General features: G+C 72.4%; 15 protein-coding genes. 6 read left to right on the plus strand and 9 right to left on the minus strand.

The features are described from left to right. Positions 1-206 precede the first annotated feature (206 nt). The 4 genes from E6R60_RS24645 to E6R60_RS24660 all read right to left on the minus strand — a co-directional run bounded on the left by E6R60_RS24645 (position 207) and on the right by E6R60_RS24660 (position 7,469). Positions 207-3,674 carry an SAV_2336 N-terminal domain-related protein gene (locus tag E6R60_RS24645; protein WP_240802665.1) on the minus strand — a complete coding sequence of 1,156 codons (3,468 nt, stop codon included), beginning with the start codon at positions 3,672-3,674 and terminating at the stop codon, positions 207-209. A 7-nt stretch (positions 3,675-3,681) separates the two neighbouring features. After that, a complete protein-coding gene (locus tag E6R60_RS24650) occupies positions 3,682-4,704 on the minus strand; it encodes a MoxR family ATPase (RefSeq protein WP_136328812.1) in 1,023 nt (340 codons plus the stop codon). A gap of 126 nt (positions 4,705-4,830) precedes the next feature. After that, a complete protein-coding gene (locus E6R60_RS24655; protein WP_136328813.1) occupies positions 4,831-6,852 on the minus strand; it encodes a trypsin-like peptidase domain-containing protein in 2,022 nt (673 codons plus the stop codon). Between the two features lie 56 nt (positions 6,853-6,908). Beyond that, complete coding sequence (locus tag E6R60_RS24660) at positions 6,909-7,469, minus strand: CU044_2847 family protein (RefSeq protein WP_136328814.1); 561 nt, start codon at positions 7,467-7,469, stop codon at positions 6,909-6,911. A 172-nt stretch (positions 7,470-7,641) separates the two neighbouring features. Here E6R60_RS24660 and E6R60_RS24665 point away from each other — a divergent pair, with 172 nt between their 5' ends. Further along, positions 7,642-7,827, plus strand: a complete 186-nt coding sequence (locus tag E6R60_RS24665; RefSeq protein ID WP_136328815.1) for a DUF6104 family protein — start codon at positions 7,642-7,644, stop codon at positions 7,825-7,827. 145 nt (positions 7,828-7,972) lie between these two features. Here the strand turns inward: E6R60_RS24665 and E6R60_RS24670 are convergent, their stop codons facing one another. Continuing rightward, positions 7,973-8,821 (minus strand): hypothetical protein, encoded by an 849-nt coding sequence (locus E6R60_RS24670; protein WP_136328816.1) that lies wholly within the window; start codon positions 8,819-8,821, stop codon positions 7,973-7,975. Between the two features lie 163 nt (positions 8,822-8,984). On the opposite strand from E6R60_RS24670, the gene E6R60_RS24675 reads away from it, so the two are divergent. Together E6R60_RS24675 and E6R60_RS24680 are read left to right on the plus strand one after the other, a co-directional pair. After that, a complete protein-coding gene (locus E6R60_RS24675; RefSeq protein ID WP_136328817.1) occupies positions 8,985-9,842 on the plus strand; it encodes a DUF4097 family beta strand repeat-containing protein in 858 nt (285 codons plus the stop codon). Position 9,843: 1 nt separating this feature from the next. Next, on the plus strand, positions 9,844-10,863 hold the full coding sequence (locus E6R60_RS24680) for a PadR family transcriptional regulator (RefSeq protein WP_136328818.1): 1,020 nt from the start codon (positions 9,844-9,846) through the stop codon (positions 10,861-10,863). A gap of 132 nt (positions 10,864-10,995) precedes the next feature. Here the strand turns inward: E6R60_RS24680 and E6R60_RS24685 are convergent, their stop codons facing one another. The 4 genes from E6R60_RS24685 to E6R60_RS24700 all read right to left on the minus strand — a co-directional run bounded on the left by E6R60_RS24685 (position 10,996) and on the right by E6R60_RS24700 (position 14,154). After that, positions 10,996-11,571: a Clp protease N-terminal domain-containing protein gene (locus tag E6R60_RS24685; protein ID WP_136328819.1), complete on the minus strand. Its 576-nt coding sequence runs from the start codon at positions 11,569-11,571 to the stop codon at positions 10,996-10,998. Next, the gene (locus tag E6R60_RS24690; protein WP_018549966.1) at positions 11,571-11,780 is read right to left on the minus strand and encodes a helix-turn-helix domain-containing protein; all 210 of its coding nucleotides are present in this window, start codon (positions 11,778-11,780) and stop codon (positions 11,571-11,573) included. The genes E6R60_RS24685 and E6R60_RS24690 overlap by 1 nt, the downstream gene beginning before the upstream one ends. Positions 11,781-11,818: 38 nt before the next feature. Continuing rightward, positions 11,819-12,784: a zinc-binding dehydrogenase gene (locus tag E6R60_RS24695; protein ID WP_136328820.1), complete on the minus strand. Its 966-nt coding sequence runs from the start codon at positions 12,782-12,784 to the stop codon at positions 11,819-11,821. A gap of 146 nt (positions 12,785-12,930) precedes the next feature. Continuing rightward, the gene (locus E6R60_RS24700; protein ID WP_136328821.1) at positions 12,931-14,154 is read right to left on the minus strand and encodes an NADP-dependent malic enzyme; all 1,224 of its coding nucleotides are present in this window, start codon (positions 14,152-14,154) and stop codon (positions 12,931-12,933) included. Positions 14,155-14,676: 522 nt separating this feature from the next. On the opposite strand from E6R60_RS24700, the gene E6R60_RS24705 reads away from it, so the two are divergent. The 3 genes from E6R60_RS24705 to E6R60_RS24715 are packed head-to-tail and all read left to right on the plus strand — an operon-like array spanning position 14,677 to position 17,395. Next, positions 14,677-15,633: an ABC transporter substrate-binding protein gene (locus tag E6R60_RS24705; RefSeq protein WP_136328822.1), complete on the plus strand. Its 957-nt coding sequence runs from the start codon at positions 14,677-14,679 to the stop codon at positions 15,631-15,633. Positions 15,634-15,678: 45 nt separating this feature from the next. After that, positions 15,679-16,632, plus strand: a complete 954-nt coding sequence (locus E6R60_RS24710; RefSeq protein WP_136328823.1) for an amino acid ABC transporter permease — start codon at positions 15,679-15,681, stop codon at positions 16,630-16,632. A 10-nt stretch (positions 16,633-16,642) separates the two neighbouring features. After that, complete coding sequence (locus tag E6R60_RS24715) at positions 16,643-17,395, plus strand: amino acid ABC transporter ATP-binding protein (protein ID WP_136328840.1); 753 nt, start codon at positions 16,643-16,645, stop codon at positions 17,393-17,395. The last annotated feature ends 20 nt before the right edge of the window (positions 17,396-17,415 follow it).

Consider the following 17,415-nt stretch of genomic DNA (forward strand, 5'->3'; position numbering starts at 1 on the left):
CGGCCCCGGGCCGCCGTGCCCGCGCTCGCCGTTGAGCGCACGCCGCCGGTCCCACGTTCGTGACCTGCTCTTCCTGCCTGTCTGGTTCCGCTGTCCCGGCGGTCCGCCCGGTCCTGCCGTCCCACACCGGTGGAGGCCGGCCCTCCGGGCCGTCTCCGGTCCGGCCCGCCGTCCCGCCGGGGTGCCGAACACTCCTGGCCGAGCGCTCAGCGCTCCAGCCCGGCCAGCCGCGCCGCGGTCGACTCGCCCGCCGCGCCACCGCCGTCGGGCAGTTTGCGCCACTCCTGAAGGGCGGCCCGGTAGGCCGCGCGCGCGGCCCGGGGACGCCCCGCCTCCTCATACGTCATACCCCGCCAGTGGTTGGCTGTAGCACCCAACTCCACAGCAGCCTGGCGCTGTTGTGGAGTATTCAGCTCCGCTTCGGCCTCTCCGGCGGACTCTGCGGCCGAGCGGAAGTCCTCCGCGGCCTCGTCGCGCCGGGCCGGTCTGCCCAGGGCCTCGGCAGCCTCCAGGTGCGCCCTGCCCAGCTCCAGCCAGCAGCGCGCCGCGGTCAGCGGGTCCGCCGCCTCCTGCGCCGCCAGCCCGAAGAGGTATTCGGCTTCCCGGAGGTCGACCCGGTCGGTGGTGGCACGGTGCCGGAGCATCAGAGCCCGGCCCAGCATCAGCAGCCGTTCGGACTGGTGCGCGGCCGCGTCCGGCGTCTCGGTACGGCAGTCCCGCAGCACCCGCACGGCCGCACCGATGTGCGCGGCGCCGTCGGGCAGTCCGGCACGGCGCAGCAGCGTGGCGCCCCACTCCGCGAGCACGTCGGTGTGGGCCCGGGAGTCGCGGGGGGTGCCCCGTGCCGCCCGGGCGAACCACTCGGCCGCGGCGACGAGCTCGTCCGGGTCGCCGGTGTGCTCGTAGCGGGCCACCCGCACCCGTCCGGCCCGGGTCTGCAGCTGCGCGCGCTGCCGCTGCTCCCGGACGGTCTCCAGCGCCTGGCCGGTCAGGGCCGCGGCCTCGTCCGGTTCCGCGCCGGAGGCCAGCAGGGCGTCCACAAGGTCCAGCACGACGCGGATCCCGGTGCTCGTGGTGTCCCGGCCGCCCTGGGTGAAGGCCGTGCGCAGCGAGCGCGCCGCCTGCGCCGCGTACGCCCTGGACTGTTCGTCGTCCTCGGTGGCACCGGCCAGCTTCAGCAGGGTGCGGCCGTGCTGGAGCGGCAGGGTGGCCGGCCGGTTCTCCTGATCCGGCCAGGCGTCCGCGAAGGCCTCCAGCATGCCGCAGGCACTCTGCAGCAGGGCGGTGTCCCCGTCGAGCCGCCACTGGGCCTCCAGCGCCCGCACGCGCTCCAGGGTCAGCTGCAACGCCTCCGCGGGTTCCAGGCCGGGGGCCGCGCAGGCCGCGGTGTACTCGCGGTCGGCGCGCCGCAGCAACTCCAGGGCGCCACGCCGGTCGCCGTGCCGCCGGCGGTCGTCGGCGGCCGCGTGCAGCACCTCGGCGAGTACGGCCCGTTCGCGGGCCCCGCCCGGATGGGCGGCGGCCTGCTCGGCGGCGTGCTCGGCCTCGCGAAGCAGTTCGGCGCCGCCCTGCACCTCCCACAGCCGCAGGACGCAGCGCGCGTACTGCGCCCAGAGTTCGGGGTCGGCTCCCGGGTACGGGCTGTTCTCGGCGGCTCCCCGCAGCAGCTGGACGGCGTCGATCAGGCGCTGCACCATCTGGTCCCCCTCGAAGTACCGCACGAGCGCCCGGGCCCGCTCCACCGTCGGACGGGAGTCGGGCGCCGAGGCGCCGGCGGACGCCTCTTCGGAGACGGGGGGCAAGGGCATGAACCGCTCCAGGACGCGGGCTGCGACTTCGGCGAAGGCGTGGGGGGCGCGCCCGGCGGTCCCTCCGTTCTCCTCGCCGTCCTCGGATTCCTCGGCGGCCGCGCTCCCGGCCCCGAGGTGCGCCGTGCCGTACGCGGCCGGGTACGGGCCCGCGTGTGACGCTCCGTCGCCGAGCTGGGCGAAGGCGAGGGCCGGGAAGTTGGGGCCGCCCTTGCCGAACCGCTGCTCGATGTACTCCGAACAGTGCTTGAGTACGAGCAGGGCCTCGTCCCGGCTCAGGGGGCCGAGCAACGCCTCCTGGACGCCGGGCTCGAACGCGTACCACTGTCCGCGTCCTGCGCCGCCCTCGACGCGTGAGAGCAGCCCGCTCAGGAGCACCTCGGCGAGTTCGGACGGGCCCGAGTGCGGCAGCATCGTGCGCTGCACGAGCTGCATCACCGGCAGGTGGAGCGGGGCCGCCGCGAGGTAGACGGCCAGTTGCCCGGCGGCCGGGGAGGCCACCGAGCGGAAGCGGCTGACCAGTTGCAGGGAGGAGAGCGTGCTCCCGGAGCGCTGGGCGGCGGCCGCGGCGTGGTCGCCCCGCACCCAGCCGACCGCTCCGGAGATCTGTGCCGCACCGGTGCCGGAAAGCAGCCTGGCCCAGGCCGACAGCGCGTCCGGCACCGGCGGAAGCACGGGGACGGCGAGGGCTCCGGGATGCACCGCGGGACCCGCTCCGCCCTCCTCGACGACCTTCAGCAGGGTGGCTCCGGCGGGACCGTCACCCCGTGACAGCGAACCGAAGGTGACAGGCAGCCTGGTGCGGTTCCACATGCGCTGCGGCAGGGGCTGAAGCACGGCGACCGGGGCCTGGCGGGCCAGTTGGTACAGCAGGCGGTGGGCGCGCCCGCTGTGCCAGAGCGGGCCGGCGCAGTCGCTGATCAGCACGGTGACCCGGCGTCCGGTCGGGTCGCTGAGCCGGTCCGCGGAGTGCAGGGGGGCCGCGGCCGGGTCGGAGCTGCGACTGACCGCGCAACCGCCGTCCGGACCCTGGTGCAGATAGCGCACCTGGACGTCCCGGAAGGCACCCAGCTGGCCGAAGATCTGCTGGAGTTCCCCGAACATCCGGTCCCACACCAGCATCGAGGAGGAGGCGTCCATGACGCACTGCAGGATGGCGTCGGCCCGTCGGACCCCTCGGAAGACCGGCATGATCATGCCGCCCGCCCGGGCGCTGCGTTCCGCCGTGGCCGTCTCGTCCAGGACACGGCGCAGCGGGGTGGAGACCGGATGGTAGCGCTGTAACGGGCGCAGGGCGCGGGCGAGTTCGAGCGGGGCGGGGAGAACGGGCGCGGCCGGCACCCCGAGGGCGACCGGCCTGGCACGGGCGTTCCCGCCGCCTCCCCGGCCGGCCGGGGAGGCGCTCTCGTCCTCTTCCCCACCGCCGCCGTTCCGCCCGGAACGCGGGACGGGGTACAGGGAGATCTGCCGGTCGTCCGCCGGCTGCGGCGCCTCGGGCGTCCGTTCTCCCCCGCCGGACTCCCGGGCGCGACCGCCACGGGCCGTGGCCGGACCCGCGGGGCCCTCGGCGGCGGTCCCCCGGGGGGCCGGCGCGGGCGAGGACTCCGGCCCGGCCTCGGCGGGGGCGTCCTCGGACGCGTCGTCGGTGCGGGTCCACCGGGCCAGCCAGAGCGCGTCGCGGAGCTGCTCGACGTCGGGATCCAGCCCGGCCTCGCGCAGCCTGGCTACCAGCGTCGGCAGCAGCCCGTCGTCCCGCGCCTTCGTGGCATCGGCCGCCCCCGGGGCGTCACGTGGCCCGGCTCCCGCGGGCGCCTCGGGCGGCCCGCCCGCTCCGGGCGCGCCCGGCGACCCGTCCACCCCCGGCATCAGACCTTCACCTCGGCCGGTCGAGTCGCTGGATGAGCAGTTCGGCCAGTCGGTCGCGTCCGGCCGGGGCGGCGGCGTGGGTGAGATAGATGGCGTTCAACAGCTGGTCCGTGGCGAGGAGTTCACTGCGGGAGCGGTCCAGGAAGTAGGCGATGAGGTCCTCGCTGGAACGGGCCGCCTCCTCACCCAGGTGCGCCTTCACGAACGCGGCCAGCCGCTTGTGGTCGGGGCGTTCGAGTTCCAGATGGATGCAGCGGCGCATCAGGGGGGCGGGGAAGTCCCGCTCCCCGTTGCTGGTGAGCACCACGAACGGGAACGCCCGGCACTGCACCCGGCCGCCCTTGATCCGCACCTTGTTGCCGTCGTGGTCGAGCACGTCCGCCTCGCCGTCGGGCAGCCGGTCGGCGATCCGTTCCAGTTCGGGGATCGCGAACTCGCCCTCCTCCAGCACGTTGAGGAGGTCGTTGGGCAGATCGATGTCGCTCTTGTCGAGCTCGTCGATGAGCAGCACCCGCGGCCGGTCCGAGGGCAGCAGCGCGGTGCCCAGCGGGCCGAGCCGGATGTAGCTCCCCACATTCTGCGCGGACTCGGCGCCGGCGTCCGAGGACGCGGAGGCGTGCGAGGCGATCTGCACATCCTGCAGCCGGGCGATCGCGTCGTAGTGGTAGAGCCCGTCCAGCAGGGTGGAGCGGCTGACGATGGGCCAGCGCAGCACCTTGCCCAACTCCAGTTCACGGGCGACGGAGTGGGCCAGGGTGCTCTTTCCCGCGCCGGGGTCCCCGGTGACCAGCAGCGGACGCCGCAGGTACAGCGCGGCGTTGATCATTTCGAGCTCCTCGGCGCCCGGCCGGTGCTCCTCGGCTATGCGTCCGGGGATGCCGAGCCGACGGTCGGCCGAATCGTCTCCGCCCACCGGCGCGGACCGGCCGCCGGCGAAGTCCCGCCAGGGCGGAGGAGGCGGCAACTGCGGTACTCCGTCGTGAGGTTCGCCGATCCCTCGGTAGATGAGCCACTCGCTGGGTTCACTCATAGCGTTCCTCGTCGTCCTTCATTCGCCAGGGAGCGGCCGTCGGGCGTGCCTCACCGTATCGACCCTGCGCACCCCTCGAAAGAGGCCGGCGGGCGCGGCCCTGCGGGGTCGGCCCGAGGCGTCCCGTCACGGCGCCTCCAGGAACTCGGAGCGAGGCAGGGGCCGGTGCGGGTTGTCGTAGTACAGGGCCATTCCGTCGGACCAGTACGTCTCCAGGGAAGACGTGCTGACCCCGCGCCGCAGCTCATGGACCCATCGCGGCAGCCGGTCACGCACCCGGGCATCCGAGACGCCCTCGGTCACGCGCCGGTGGAAGTCCCTGCAGACGGTGTCGTCCTCCGTGGGCATCCGCTGGAACAGCGCAACCCCGAAGCCGGCGTCGAGCACCCGCCCCACGCCCGCCCTGATCCCGGGGTCCGGGCGGTTGCCGTAACGGCAGAGCACCGGAACCGTTTCGCGGGCGAGCCTGCTCAGCTTCGCGGTCTCCGGCACCCGTACCCGTAACTCGTTCTCGCAGTCGACGACTTCGGCCCGCAGAGCGGCGTCCGGCGTGGCGTCCCAGCGCGTCAGCCGCTCGTCCGTGGGGCCGTGTTCCGAACTGCGCAGCACCACGGGGCGTACGGCTCCGAGCGGACGGCCGTCGCAGGGGAGCTCCCAGCGGTCGACCTCCAGGCCGAACAGACCGAGGGCGACCACGACCTGGAGCACGGCGGGGCTGCCCGGCTCGTCGCACTCCCGGAAGGCCTCGGTCAGCGCGGCGGACAGCTGGCCCGGCAGCGACTCGAGCGGGCCCCCCTGGCCGTCCTGGATGCGCGACATCTCTCCGGTGTGCCGGGCGACGGCGATCCGCCAGTCGAACTGCCCAGGGGCCCAGAGCTGCCGTTCCACTTCCAGGACGACGCAGTCCCTCTCCCGTTCCATGGAGGCGAGGGGCCCGGTCGGCGGACGACCCGGCTGACGGCTCTCCTCCAGGTACATGTGGACATCCGCCCACTCCATGTCGAACTGGCGGCGCACGTCCCGGGGCAGTTCGGCCTTCGCCACCTGCCGCACCCACTCCCACAGCGACTCGGCGGTCGCGGCGGAGAGCCCGCCGCCGGTCCGGTCGGCCGCGAGCACACCCATGCAGTAGCGCAGGACCAGCTCGAACTGGGCCGCCCGCTCACGGGCGCGCGTGTCGTAGAGCGCCGCCAGCCCGTCGCGCCAGCCGCGCGGTGCGGGACGGTGCTCCCGGGAGTGAACGCCGGGCAGGGCGTCCAGCAGGACGAGCAGGCTGCGGGTGCTGACCGGGGGCGGGAGTTCGGCGAGCCGCCCCAGCAGCTCCACCCGCTGCTTGGGGCCGAGGATGCCGCCGGGCGGCGCCGGCAGTTCGCTCTGCACATCGGCCCAGGTCCGCTCCGTCCCGGCCGAGCTGTTGTGCCGGTCCGCGTGGTAGCGGTCGTGGGCGTGGAAGACGGACTGGTACAGGTCGTCGGCCTCGGTCACGACCGGTCCGGACGGCACCTGCAGGGTGCGCAGCCGCTCGGTCCCCACGGCCGTTCCGCCCTGGTGGTGGTCGAGCCGCGACTTGATCACCCCGACCACCTCGCCCCGGACGAGATCCACGACGGGTCCGCCGGACATGCCCGGCTCCAGCCAGTCCCCATCGAGCCGGACGACCTGCTCGGCATCGTCCGACGCACCGTAGGCGCCCTTCACCACGCAGACGCCGCTGCGCTTCAGCAGTCCGCCGCCCTGCGAGGGGGCCCAGCCCACGCAGTGGATCTCACGGCTGCGCAGCATGGCCTCCGAGCGCTCGGAGACGTACACACAGCTGTGCTTGACGGGGCGCTGGAGCTTGATGAGAGCCAGGTCGGGGGCGGGCCAGCCGGGGGCCCCGGGCGGCCGCGAGCCGGGCATCGCGACGACGACTTCGCCCGGTACCTCGCTCAGTTCCGAGCTGTAGCGGTCCCCCTTGAACCACACGTTCACCATGCCCCCCTCCCCCCGCATCGCCACGTGCGCGCACGTGAGGATCCAGCTGGGTGCGACGAAGAAGCCGCTCCCCAGGAAGTCTCCGCCCCGTCCGCCGTGTCCTCCCTGTCCGTCATGGGCATACCCGGGCCCCGGGTGATGGATGCGCACCGTGGCGTCCCGCACGAGGTCCATGAGAGCGGCCTGCGGTCCGCCCAGACCCCCTTCTGCGCCCCCGCCGCCCTCCGAGGTCACGCTCCGCCGCCGTGGGTGTCATCCGCCCCGTCGCCGCGCGCCGGTGCGCCGGGGCCTGCCCCGGCGGGCGGTGACGAGGGCGCGGGCGCCGGTGCGGCCGGGGGGACCCGGGGAGGCGCGAACGGAACCGGGGGCACCGAAGGCGCGGGCGCCTGTGCCGGTACGGGTGCCGGTTCCGGGGCGGGCGGGTCGACCGGCGGTCCGCCGCCGCTCCAGGTGAGCGTGACCTTGATGGCGCCCTTGGCCTCGCCGTCCGCGAGGAGTCCGACGACCTTGCCGGACTTGGCGGTGAGCTCGATCCCGAACTCGACGCTGACCTCGTCCGGCCGCACCGCGCGCAGCGGCACGGCGAGCGAGCGGGCGACGCTGGTCACCACGGAGTGCAGGCTCTCGACCCGCGCCTGCACCCGGTCGGCGACGTCCCCGAACCCGGTGTCCGTGAACGTCAGGCCGCCGGGCTCGGGGCGCTCCAGCTCCTCCGCCCCGGAGATCCGTGCCCAGACCGGCGTACCGTCCGGCATCTCGATCCGCGTGATCCGGGCCCCACCGTCACCCATGACACCCCCCGTTCCCCAACTCCCCGCAGGTTAACGGCCGTAGCCCCTCGACGCGAGGGAGGTGGACCATGGCGCAGGGGGCCGGCGGCCCGGTCCCCGGCCGGCCGGCAGGGCCGCGGCCGGGCCCTCTCCCGGCCGTCGCAGGGCGCTCACCAGGCAGTAAACTCGGGCTATGTACTTCACCGACCGCGGTATCGAGGAGCTGGAGAAGCGGCGAGGCGAGGAAGAGGTCACCTTCGAGTGGCTCGCCGAGCAGCTGCGCACCTTCGTCGATCTGAATCCCGACTTCGAGGTGCCGGTCGAGCGCCTCGCCACGTGGCTGGCCCGGCTGGACGACGACGAGGACGACGAGGACTGACCGGGGCGGGACGGTCACCGACCGTCCGGACCCTCATCCCCGATCCGGGCCGGTCGGTCACCCACCCGCCCCCTCGCCCGTGATCCGAGTCGGCCGGCCGGTCGGCCGCTCACAGGCCCCCTCATCCCTGATCCGGGCCGACCGGTCACCCATCCGCCCCCTCATCCCTGATCCGGTCGTACGCGAGGCCGAGCGCGCCGTGCACCATCAGCAGCGCCCCGGCGAAGACCCAGCCGCCGCTGCGCCGGCCCGCTCCCCACAGGGCGAGCGGAAGACCCGCGGCCAGCTGGGCGCCGGCCAGGACGCGTGCTCGGGGGCCGCGCATCCAGGGCCCCAGGCTGCCGCTCTCCACCGCCGCGAGTTCGGCCTTGACGGCGTCGCGCCAGCCGGTGCCCGCGATCCGTTCGGCCTCCGGCCTCATCTCGGCCCCCGCTGTCAGCCCGCGGGACGGCTCCCCGGGGTCCAGGCCCGGCGGGAGTTGGAGCCCGATGCGGGTGAGGACGGCCAAGAGTCCGCGCAGCCGGGCCCTGGCGTCCGCTTCCGGGTCGGGGCGGGTCAGGGCTTCGAGGGCCTGGACGTCCGGCACGGGGTCGAGGCCGAGCCGCTCGGCGAACGTACGCATCGCCTCGTCCTCCCCGGCGGGGGTCCCGTCGGCGAGCCAGACGTAGCCGACCGGGCGACGGAATCCCGCGGCGAGCGTGTACCCGGCCCGGTCGCCGTCCCACCACAGCGCGAGGACCGGCCACGCCGAGCCGACCGCGAGGGCGGTGGCCCAGCCCCCGAGCACCCGGTCGACGGGGTCGGCGGCCTCTCCGCCCGGCGACTGCCCGGCAGGGCCGCCCTGCCAGGGCTTCCCCTCCGGCACGAGGACGCTCCAGCCCTCCCCGGCCGGTGCGAGCAGCATCCGCTCACGCAGCAGAGGGGCGACCGTCCGGACCGTCTCCGGTTGGGCCCGGCACAGCAGCAGTGCTCCCACGCGTGATGTCGCATCCATGCCCCACACCGTAGGACAGAACGCCCGGCTTTGATGCGCTTTGTACGCCTGACGGCACCATCCCCTCCCCCGCCATCGCCTTGACTTCCCCCGACCGCGATATATCGTGTTCAGCAAGAGACGCGATATGTTGCGTCGCCGCGCTCCCCGGGAGGTCAGATCCATGCCTGTGTCGTCGTGGGCCATCGCCGAGCCTCGCAAACTCACCTTCGACGAACCCGTGAGCGCGCTGAGCGTGCGCGTCGTCAACGGAACGGTCAATGTGGTCGGCACCGACGAGCCGACCGCCCGGCTGGAGGTCTCCGACCTCGAGGGGCCGCCCCTGATCGTCACGCTGCAGGACGGTGTCCTGACCGTCGCGTACGAGGACCTGGCCTGGCAGCACATGCTCAAGTGGCTCGACCGCAAGGGCTGGCACCGTCACGCGGTGGTCTCCCTCGCGGTGCCGGCCGGGTCGGCGGTGGAGGTCGGCGTGGTCGGCGCGGGCGCCTTCGTCTCCGGGATCCGCGGCCGTACGGACGTACGCGGCGTCACCGGCGACACCACGCTCGTCGGGCTCGCCGGACCGGTCGGCGCGGAGACCGTGTCCGGCAATGTGGAGGCCCAGGCCGTCACCGGCGATCTGCGCTTCCACTCGGTCTCCGGCGACCTGACCGTCGTCGAGGGCGCCGGGGCTTCCGTGAAGGCGGAGTCCATCAGCGGCAACATGGTGCTCGACCTGGACGCGACCGGCGAGCCCACCGACGTCCGGCTGGCCACGGTCTCCGGCGAACTCGCCATCCGCCTGCCGCACCCGGCCGACGCGAAGGTCGAGGCGAACACCGCGAGCGGCTCCGTGTCCAACGGCTTCGAGGACCTCCGGGTCAGCGGCCAGTGGGGCGCGAAGAAGATCACCGGCACCCTGGGCTCCGGAACCGGGACACTGAGGGCGACGACGGTCTCGGGATCGATCGCCCTACTGCGCCGCCCACCCGCCGAGGACGATCCGCACGCCGCCGAGCCGACCGGAAAGGTGCTCTGACATGCCCCCCGTTTTCGCCCACGGCCGCCTGCGCCTCTACCTGCTGAAGCTGCTCGACGAAGCCCCCCGTCACGGCTACGAGGTGATCAGGATCCTCGAGGAGCGCTTCCAGGGTCTGTACGCCCCGTCCGCGGGCACCGTCTACCCGCGCCTCGCCAAGCTGGAGGCCGAGGGCCTGGTCACGCACGCCACCGAAGGCGGCCGCAAGGTCTACTCGATCACCGACGCGGGCCGCGCCGAACTGGCGGGCCGCACCGGTGAGCTCGCCGATCTGGAGCTGGAGATCAGGGACTCGGTCTCCGAACTGGCCGCCGAGATCCGCGACGACGTGCGGGGCGCCGCGGGCAAGCTGCGCAGCGAGATGCGCGCCGCGGCGGACGAGTCGCGGCACACGGGTTCCTCCCGGCCGGGCGGCAAGGCGGGCAAGGGGGCCCCCTTCGGCGGCTTCGGTGATCTCGGTGATTTCGCCGACTTCGGTGACTTCGGCGACAAGGAAGCCTGGCACACGGCGAAGGAGGAGCTGCGCAAGGCGAAGCAGGAGTGGAAGGAGCAGGCCCGCCGGGCGAAGGACGAGTCCCGCCGCGCCCGCGAGGAGGCCCAGCAGGCCCGCCGCCAGGCCAAGGAGGCCCAGGACCGGGCGCGCGAGCAGATGCAGAACGCCGCCCGCCAGGTCCAGGACCACTTCGCCCGGGGCGACTGGCCGGCCGGTGTACGGGAGGGGCTCGCCGAAATCACCGGCCAGCTGGGCGCCTTCGCCCGTACGGGCAACTGGCCGCCCTACGTGAAGGCGGACGCGGCGGACGCCGACCCCGACTGGGGCAGGGACGCGGGCGGCACCGGCGACCCGGCCCGTGATCTGGACCGCCTGCTCGACCGGTTCCGCGACGACATCCGTGACGCGGCCAGGGACCGGGGGGTGACGGAGGGCCAGCTCGCGGAGGCCCGACGGCACCTCTCGACGGCGGCCGCCCACATCGGGGCGCTGCTGCGGAAGGACAACGACGGCGAGGCGAAGCAGTAAGAGGACGGCGGGGACGGAAGGGACAGCGGGGCGGCCCGGGGGGAACAACCATGAAACCCCCCGGGCCGCCCCGCGCTCACCCCGCCCGGCGGCCCCGACCCGCGTCGCCGTCCCCGTACCGCCGCCCCGCGCTCACCCCGCCCGGCGGTCCCGACCCGCGTCGCCGTCCCCGTACAGCGCACGGTCGACCGTCCCGTACGTCGCACCGTGCTCGGCGAGCACGTCGGCGACGACTCCGGGGGATGCGGTGAGCGCCAGCAGGAGGTGTTCCTCGCCGATGAAGCGGTCACCGCGGCCGAGCGCGATCCGCAGCGACTTCTCCAGGATCTTCCTGGCCTCCTTGGTGAACGCCCGGTTGCCCGACCACCAGCGCCGCTCCGCGCGGCCGCGCAGCAGCGCCCCCTCGCCGTGCGCCTCCTCGATGCGGGAGACGATCGCGGTGAGATCGATGCCGATGTCCGCGAGGGCTTCGGCGTCGGCCTTCGTCATGCCGCCGCGCCTGCGCGCGTCGGCCAGTGCGGCCTCCACCGAGGCCCTGCGGGCCTTGAGGCCCAGCGCGGCGACGGCGAACGAGGCGCGGCTGCCTTCCTGATCCAGCAGGGCGAGCAGCAGATGCTCCTCGGTGACGGAACCGGCGTCGGCCCGTTCGGCGTGCGTCACCGCGCCGGTCACCGCGGCGCGCGCCCCTTTGGTGAATCGCTCGAACATCAATGCCTCCCGTACTTCTTGTGCACGGCCTGCCGGCTGACGCCCAGTTCGGCGGCGATCTCCTGCCACGACCAGCCCTGGGCACGGGCGCTTCCGACTTGTACGGCTTCGAGCTGCTCCAGCAGCCGCCGCAGCGCGGCGACCGACCGCAGCCCCACCCGGGGGTCGCGGTCGCCGGCACGCTCGGCGAGATCCGTTGCTTCGGTCATGGTGTCAACTATGGTTGACACCATGACGCATGTCAACCCTAGTTGACAGTCAGCACGATTTTCCCGAACTGGTCGCCCGAGGCGAGCCGCTGGAACCCTTCGCGGGCGCGGTCCAGCGGCAGCACCTCGTCGATGACGGGGCGCACCCCCGTGGTGGCGCAGAAGGCGAGGAGGTCCTCCAGCTCGTCCTTGGACCCCATCGTCGAGCCCACGACCTTCAGTTCCAGGAAGAAGATGCGGGTCAGTTCGGCGTGCGAGGGGCGGTCGCCGCTGGTGGCGCCGGAGATGACCAGCGTGCCGCCGGGGCGCAGGGACTTGACGGAGTGCGACCAGGTCGCGGCGCCGACCGTCTCCATGACGGCGTCGACCCGGTGGGGCAGCCGTGCGCCCGGCTCGTACGCCTCGATCGCCCCGAGTTCGACGGCCCGCGCGCGCTTGGCCTCGTCGCGGCTCGTGGCGTAGATCCGCAGCCCGGCCGCCCGGCCGAGGACGATCGCGGCCGTCGCGACACCGCCGCCGGCGCCCTGGACCAGGACGGAGTCACCGGGCCGCACCCCGGCGTTGGTGAAGAGCATGCGGTACGCGGTCAGCCAGGCGGTGGGCAGACAGGCGGCCTGCTCGAAGGTGAGCTCCTCCGGCTTGCGCAGCACGTTCCAGCTGGGGACGGTCACCTGCTCGGCGAAGGTGCCCTGGTAGCGCTCGGTGAGGATGGAGCGGGGCTCGTCGGGGCCGACCCCGTGCCCGGTCTGGCCGATGACGGAGTGCAGGACGACCTCGTTGCCGTCCTGGTCGGTGCCGGCGGCGTCGCAGCCGAGGATCATCGGCAGCTTGTCCTCGGCGAGGCCGACGCCGCGCAGGGACCAGAGGTCGTGGTGGTTGAGGGAGGCGGCCCGGACGTTGACGGTGGTCCACCCGGGACGCGCCTCGGGAGCCGGGCGTTCGCCCAGCTCAAGGCCGTTGAGGGGGTGGTCGCGGTCGAGGCGGGATGCGTAGGCGGCGAACATGGGCCCGACGATAGGCGGGGCCCTGGCGGGGCGTAACCGGCTGCGAGTGTGACACGCGCCAAACCGCGCCTTTGCACTTCGCGGAGCGGGGGCCCGGGAGAAGCGCCCGCAAGAAGCGCCGTCCCGGACCCCCGCCCTCGCTCTCGTCAGCGCCGGGCGACGCCCTCGGCCCGCGCCGCCGCCGCGACGGCCGCCGTCACGGCCGGGGCGACCCGCTCGTCGAACGGCGACGGGATCACGTAGTCGGCGGCCAGCTCGTCGCCCACCACATCGGCCAGCGCGTTCGCCGCGGCGATCTTCATGCCCTCGGTGATCCGCGACGCCCGCACCTGGAGCGCGCCCGCGAAGATGCCGGGGAAGGCCAGCACGTTGTTGATCTGGTTCGGGTAGTCCGAACGCCCGGTCGCCACGACGGCCGCGTACTTGTGCGCGATGTCGGGGTGCACCTCCGGGTTCGGGTTCGCCATGGCGAAGACGAAGGCGCCGGGCGCCATCGAGGCGACGGCCGCCTCCGGAACCGTTCCGCCGGACACGCCGATGAAGAGGTCCGCGCCGGCGAGCGCGTCCGCCAGGGATCCCGAGAGCCCCGCCTTGTTGGTGAGCTCGGCCAGCTCCCGCTTGACGTCCGTCAGGTCCTCGCGGTCCCGGCTGACGACGCCCTTGCGGTCGGCGACGGCGACATCGCCGAGTCCCGCCTCCAGCAGGAACTTGGCGATGGCCACGCCGGCCGCACCCGCGCCCGAGATGACGCCGCGCAACTCGCCGAGGCTCCGTCCGGACAGCTTCGCGGCGTTGCGCAGGGCCGCCAGGGTGACCACGGCGGTGCCGTGCTGGTCGTCGTGGAAGACGGGAATGTCGAGCCGCTCCTGGAGCTTGCGCTCGATCTCGAAGCAGCGCGGCGCCGAGATGTCCTCCAGGTTCACGCCGCCGAAGGACGGGGCGAGCCGGACGACCGTCTCGACGATCTCGTCCGCGTCGGTGGTCGCGAGCGCGATCGGGACCGCGTCGACGCCGCCGAACTGCTTGAACAGGATCGCCTTGCCCTCCATCACGGGGAGGGAGGCCTCGGGACCGATGTCGCCGAGGCCGAGCACCGCGGTGCCGTCCGTCACGACGGCGACCACCTGTGACTTCCAGGTGTAGTCGTGGACGAGTTCGGGATTCTCCGCGATCGCGCTGCACACCTTCGCCACACCGGGGGTGTAGGCGAGGGACAGGTCGTCCTTGTCCCGGATCGGGACGGTGGCCTGCACGGCCATCTTCCCGCCCCGGTGGAGCGCGAAGGCCGGATCGAACGGCTCGTCGGTCGCGCTGTCGCTCGTGCTGTCGGTGTTGCTGTCGCTGCGAGGATTGACGATCTCCGCTGCCATGGTGTTGACCCCTTAAGTCTTCATCGTTTGAGGGTGGCCACTCCTGGTTGAGGAGGGGTGGGTGGGCACCGCGTACGTCCCCCGCGCCGGGCGACTGGTCCGTCCCGGCAGGGGCAAATTTCCTACGCGCGGGCGCGCCGCACACGCGCCCTGAGCCCCGGATGAGGGGTGTAAACGTCCTTCTTACCGGACACGCGGTGCCGCAGACGAGTCGGTATCCCCACGGTGACGCGTCTCATAGGGGGGCATACAGACAAGTCGGCCAGGCAACACGAAAACCGCCCAGAGCAGGTCCAAGGCGGGGGATCTTCCGGCAGGAAGACGCGATTCCAGGGAAAGGTCCGGCCTTGATGTGCCGGCCCACTGGGTTCGGGGGTGTCCCGTTACCCGATTTTGACATGCGGTGCCCCCTGTTTGGGCTAGTCCGAATGGCAAGATGCCGAAAACACACAAGGTCGCGAAACTCGAAGAAGAGTTCCGACCCAGCTGGCAACGCCCCTCACCTGCCGGAGGACCCCGATCATGACCGCACGCACCACCCGCCGTACGACCACCGCCAAGTCCCGGATCGCCGCGGTGGGCGCCCTCGCGGTCGCCGGCACGCTGCTGCTCACCGCCTGCGGTGACCAGACGAACTCGGGCTCGGGCACCAAGGAGAGCGACACCGCCACCTCGTCCGCCGCCCCGCTCTTCGCGAAGCTGCCGAAGAAGTACCAGGACTCGCGCGTCATCAAGGTCGGCACGGACGCCTCCTACGCTCCGATGGAGTACGAGGAGGGCGGAAAGATCGTGGGTATCGACCCCGACATCGCCGCCGCGCTGGGCAAGGAGCTCGGCGTGAGGTTCGAGTTCACCAGCGGCACCTTCGACGGCCTCATCTCCTCGCTCAACACCGGGCGCCAGGACGTCGTCATGTCCGCCATGAGCGACACCAAGGCCCGCCAGGAGGGTCTGGACGACAAGGGCAAGAAGGTCGGCAAGGGCGTCGACTTCGTCGACTACTTCACCTCCGGCGTCTCGCTCCTCGTGAAGAAGGGCAACCCGGAGAAGATCACCTCGCTGGACGACCTCTGCGGCAAGACGGTCGCCGTCCAGCGCGGGACGATCTACGAGGACACCTTCAAGACGCAGGCCACGAAGTGCGGCGACAAGAAGCTGTCCATCGAGCCGTTCGACACCGACGCCGAGGCCCAGAACCGCGTGAAGATCGGTGGCGCTGTCGCCGACCTCAACGACTACCCCGTCGCCGCGCACATCGCCAAGACGGCCGGCGGCGGCAACACCTTCGAGGTGGCCGGCGACCAGACCGACGCCGGTCCCTTCGGCATCGCCGTCAACAAGGACAACGCGCAGCTGCGTGACGCGCTGAAGGAAGCCCTCGCCACGATCATCAAGAACGGCGAGTACGCGAAGGTCCTGGAGAAGTGGGACGTCAAGAACAGCGCCGTCACCGAGGCAGCCGTCAACGCCGGCAAGTAGGCCACGGCGTTCTCACCTCGAGCGCTTCACTGAAGGGCAGTCACCGTGACTGACAAGTTCGACAAGTCACCCGCCGACGAACCACCCATGCACGCGTCGGTCTCCAAGAGCGCTTCCGTGCCCCCGCCCCAGATCAGGGCCATTCCGGTACGCCACTGGGGCCGGTGGCTCTCCGGTGTGGTCGTGGTGGCCGTGCTCGCCATGCTGGTCTACGCGTTCGCGCAGGGCGACATCAACTGGGACACCGTCGGGGACTTCGTCTTCGACGACCGGATCGTCAAGGGCGCCGTCAACACGGTGATCATCAGCGTGCTGTCGATGATCATCGGGCTGGTGCTCGGTGTCGTCTTCGCGGTCATGCGGCTCTCGAAGAACCCCGTGACCGGGGCGGTCGCCTGGCTCTACATCTGGCTCTTCCGCGGCACCCCGGTCTACGTACAGCTGCTGCTGTGGTTCAACCTCGCCCTGATCTTCCCGATCCTGAACCTCGGGTTCTACAAGGACGAGATGGTCGACGTCATGACGCCGTTCGCCGTCGCCCTCCTGGGCCTCGGTCTGAACGAGGGCGCCTACATGGCGGAGATCGTCCGGTCCGGGATCCAGTCGGTCGACGAGGGCCAGACCGAGGCCTCGCACGCGCTCGGCATGTCCACCGGCAAGACCATGCGGCGGATCGTTCTCCCGCAGGCTATGCGGGTGATCGTGCCGCCGACCGGGAACGAGTTCATCAACCTGCTGAAGACCTCGTCCCTGGTTTCCGCGGTGCAGTACACCGACCTGCTGCGGGCCGCCACGAACATCGGCGCCACCTCGTTCGCGGTCATGGAGATGCTGCTGGTCGCCTCCGTCTGGTACCTGGCGCTGACCAGCGTCTTCAGCATCGGCCAGTACTACGTCGAGCGGTACTACGCCCGCGGCTCACTGCGGCAGCTGCCGCTGACTCCGTGGCAGAAGGTCAAGATGAACATGCGCTCCCTCACCAGCCCCAGGGGGGTGTGACATGACCGCCATGGTGAAGGCCGAAGGCGTCCACAAGTCCTTCGGCGCCGCACACATCCTCAAGGGCATCGACCTGGAGGTCGCCCCCCGTGAGGTGTTCTGCCTGGTCGGCCCGTCCGGCTCCGGCAAGTCCACGTTCCTCCGGTGCATCAACCACCTGGAACAGATCAACAGCGGCCGTCTCTCCGTCGACGGCAAGCTGGTGGGTTACCGCCAGAAGGGCGACAAGCTGTACGAGCTGAAGGACAGCGAGGTCGCGGCGCAGCGCCGGGACATCGGCATGGTCTTCCAGCGCTTCAACCTGTTCCCGCACATGACGGCGCTGGCGAACGTCATGGAAGCCCCGATGCAGGTCAAGGGCGAGTCGAAGGCCGTCGCCCGCGCGAAGGCGGAACGGCTCCTGGACCGGGTCGGCCTGTCCGACAAGGCGAAGAACTACCCCTCGCAGCTCTCCGGCGGACAGCAGCAGCGGGTGGCCATCGCCCGGGCGCTGGCCATGGAGCCGAAGCTGATGCTGTTCGACGAGCCCACCTCGGCGCTCGACCCGGAGCTGGTGGGCGACGTGCTCGACGTCATGCGCGGGCTCGCCGAGGACGGCATGACGATGATCGTCGTCACCCACGAGATGGGCTTCGCCCGTGAGGTCGGCGACGCGCTGGTCTTCATGGACGACGGCGTGGTCGTCGAGTCGGGCCACCCGCGCGATGTCCTGACCAACCCGCAGCACGACCGGACGAAGTCGTTCCTGTCGAAGGTGCTGTAGCTGCCCCACCCAGACGCGCG

Origin of the sequence: Streptomyces sp. A0642, from assembly GCF_004795105.1 — a bacterium.
Lineage (GTDB): Bacteria > Actinomycetota > Actinomycetes > Streptomycetales > Streptomycetaceae > Streptomyces.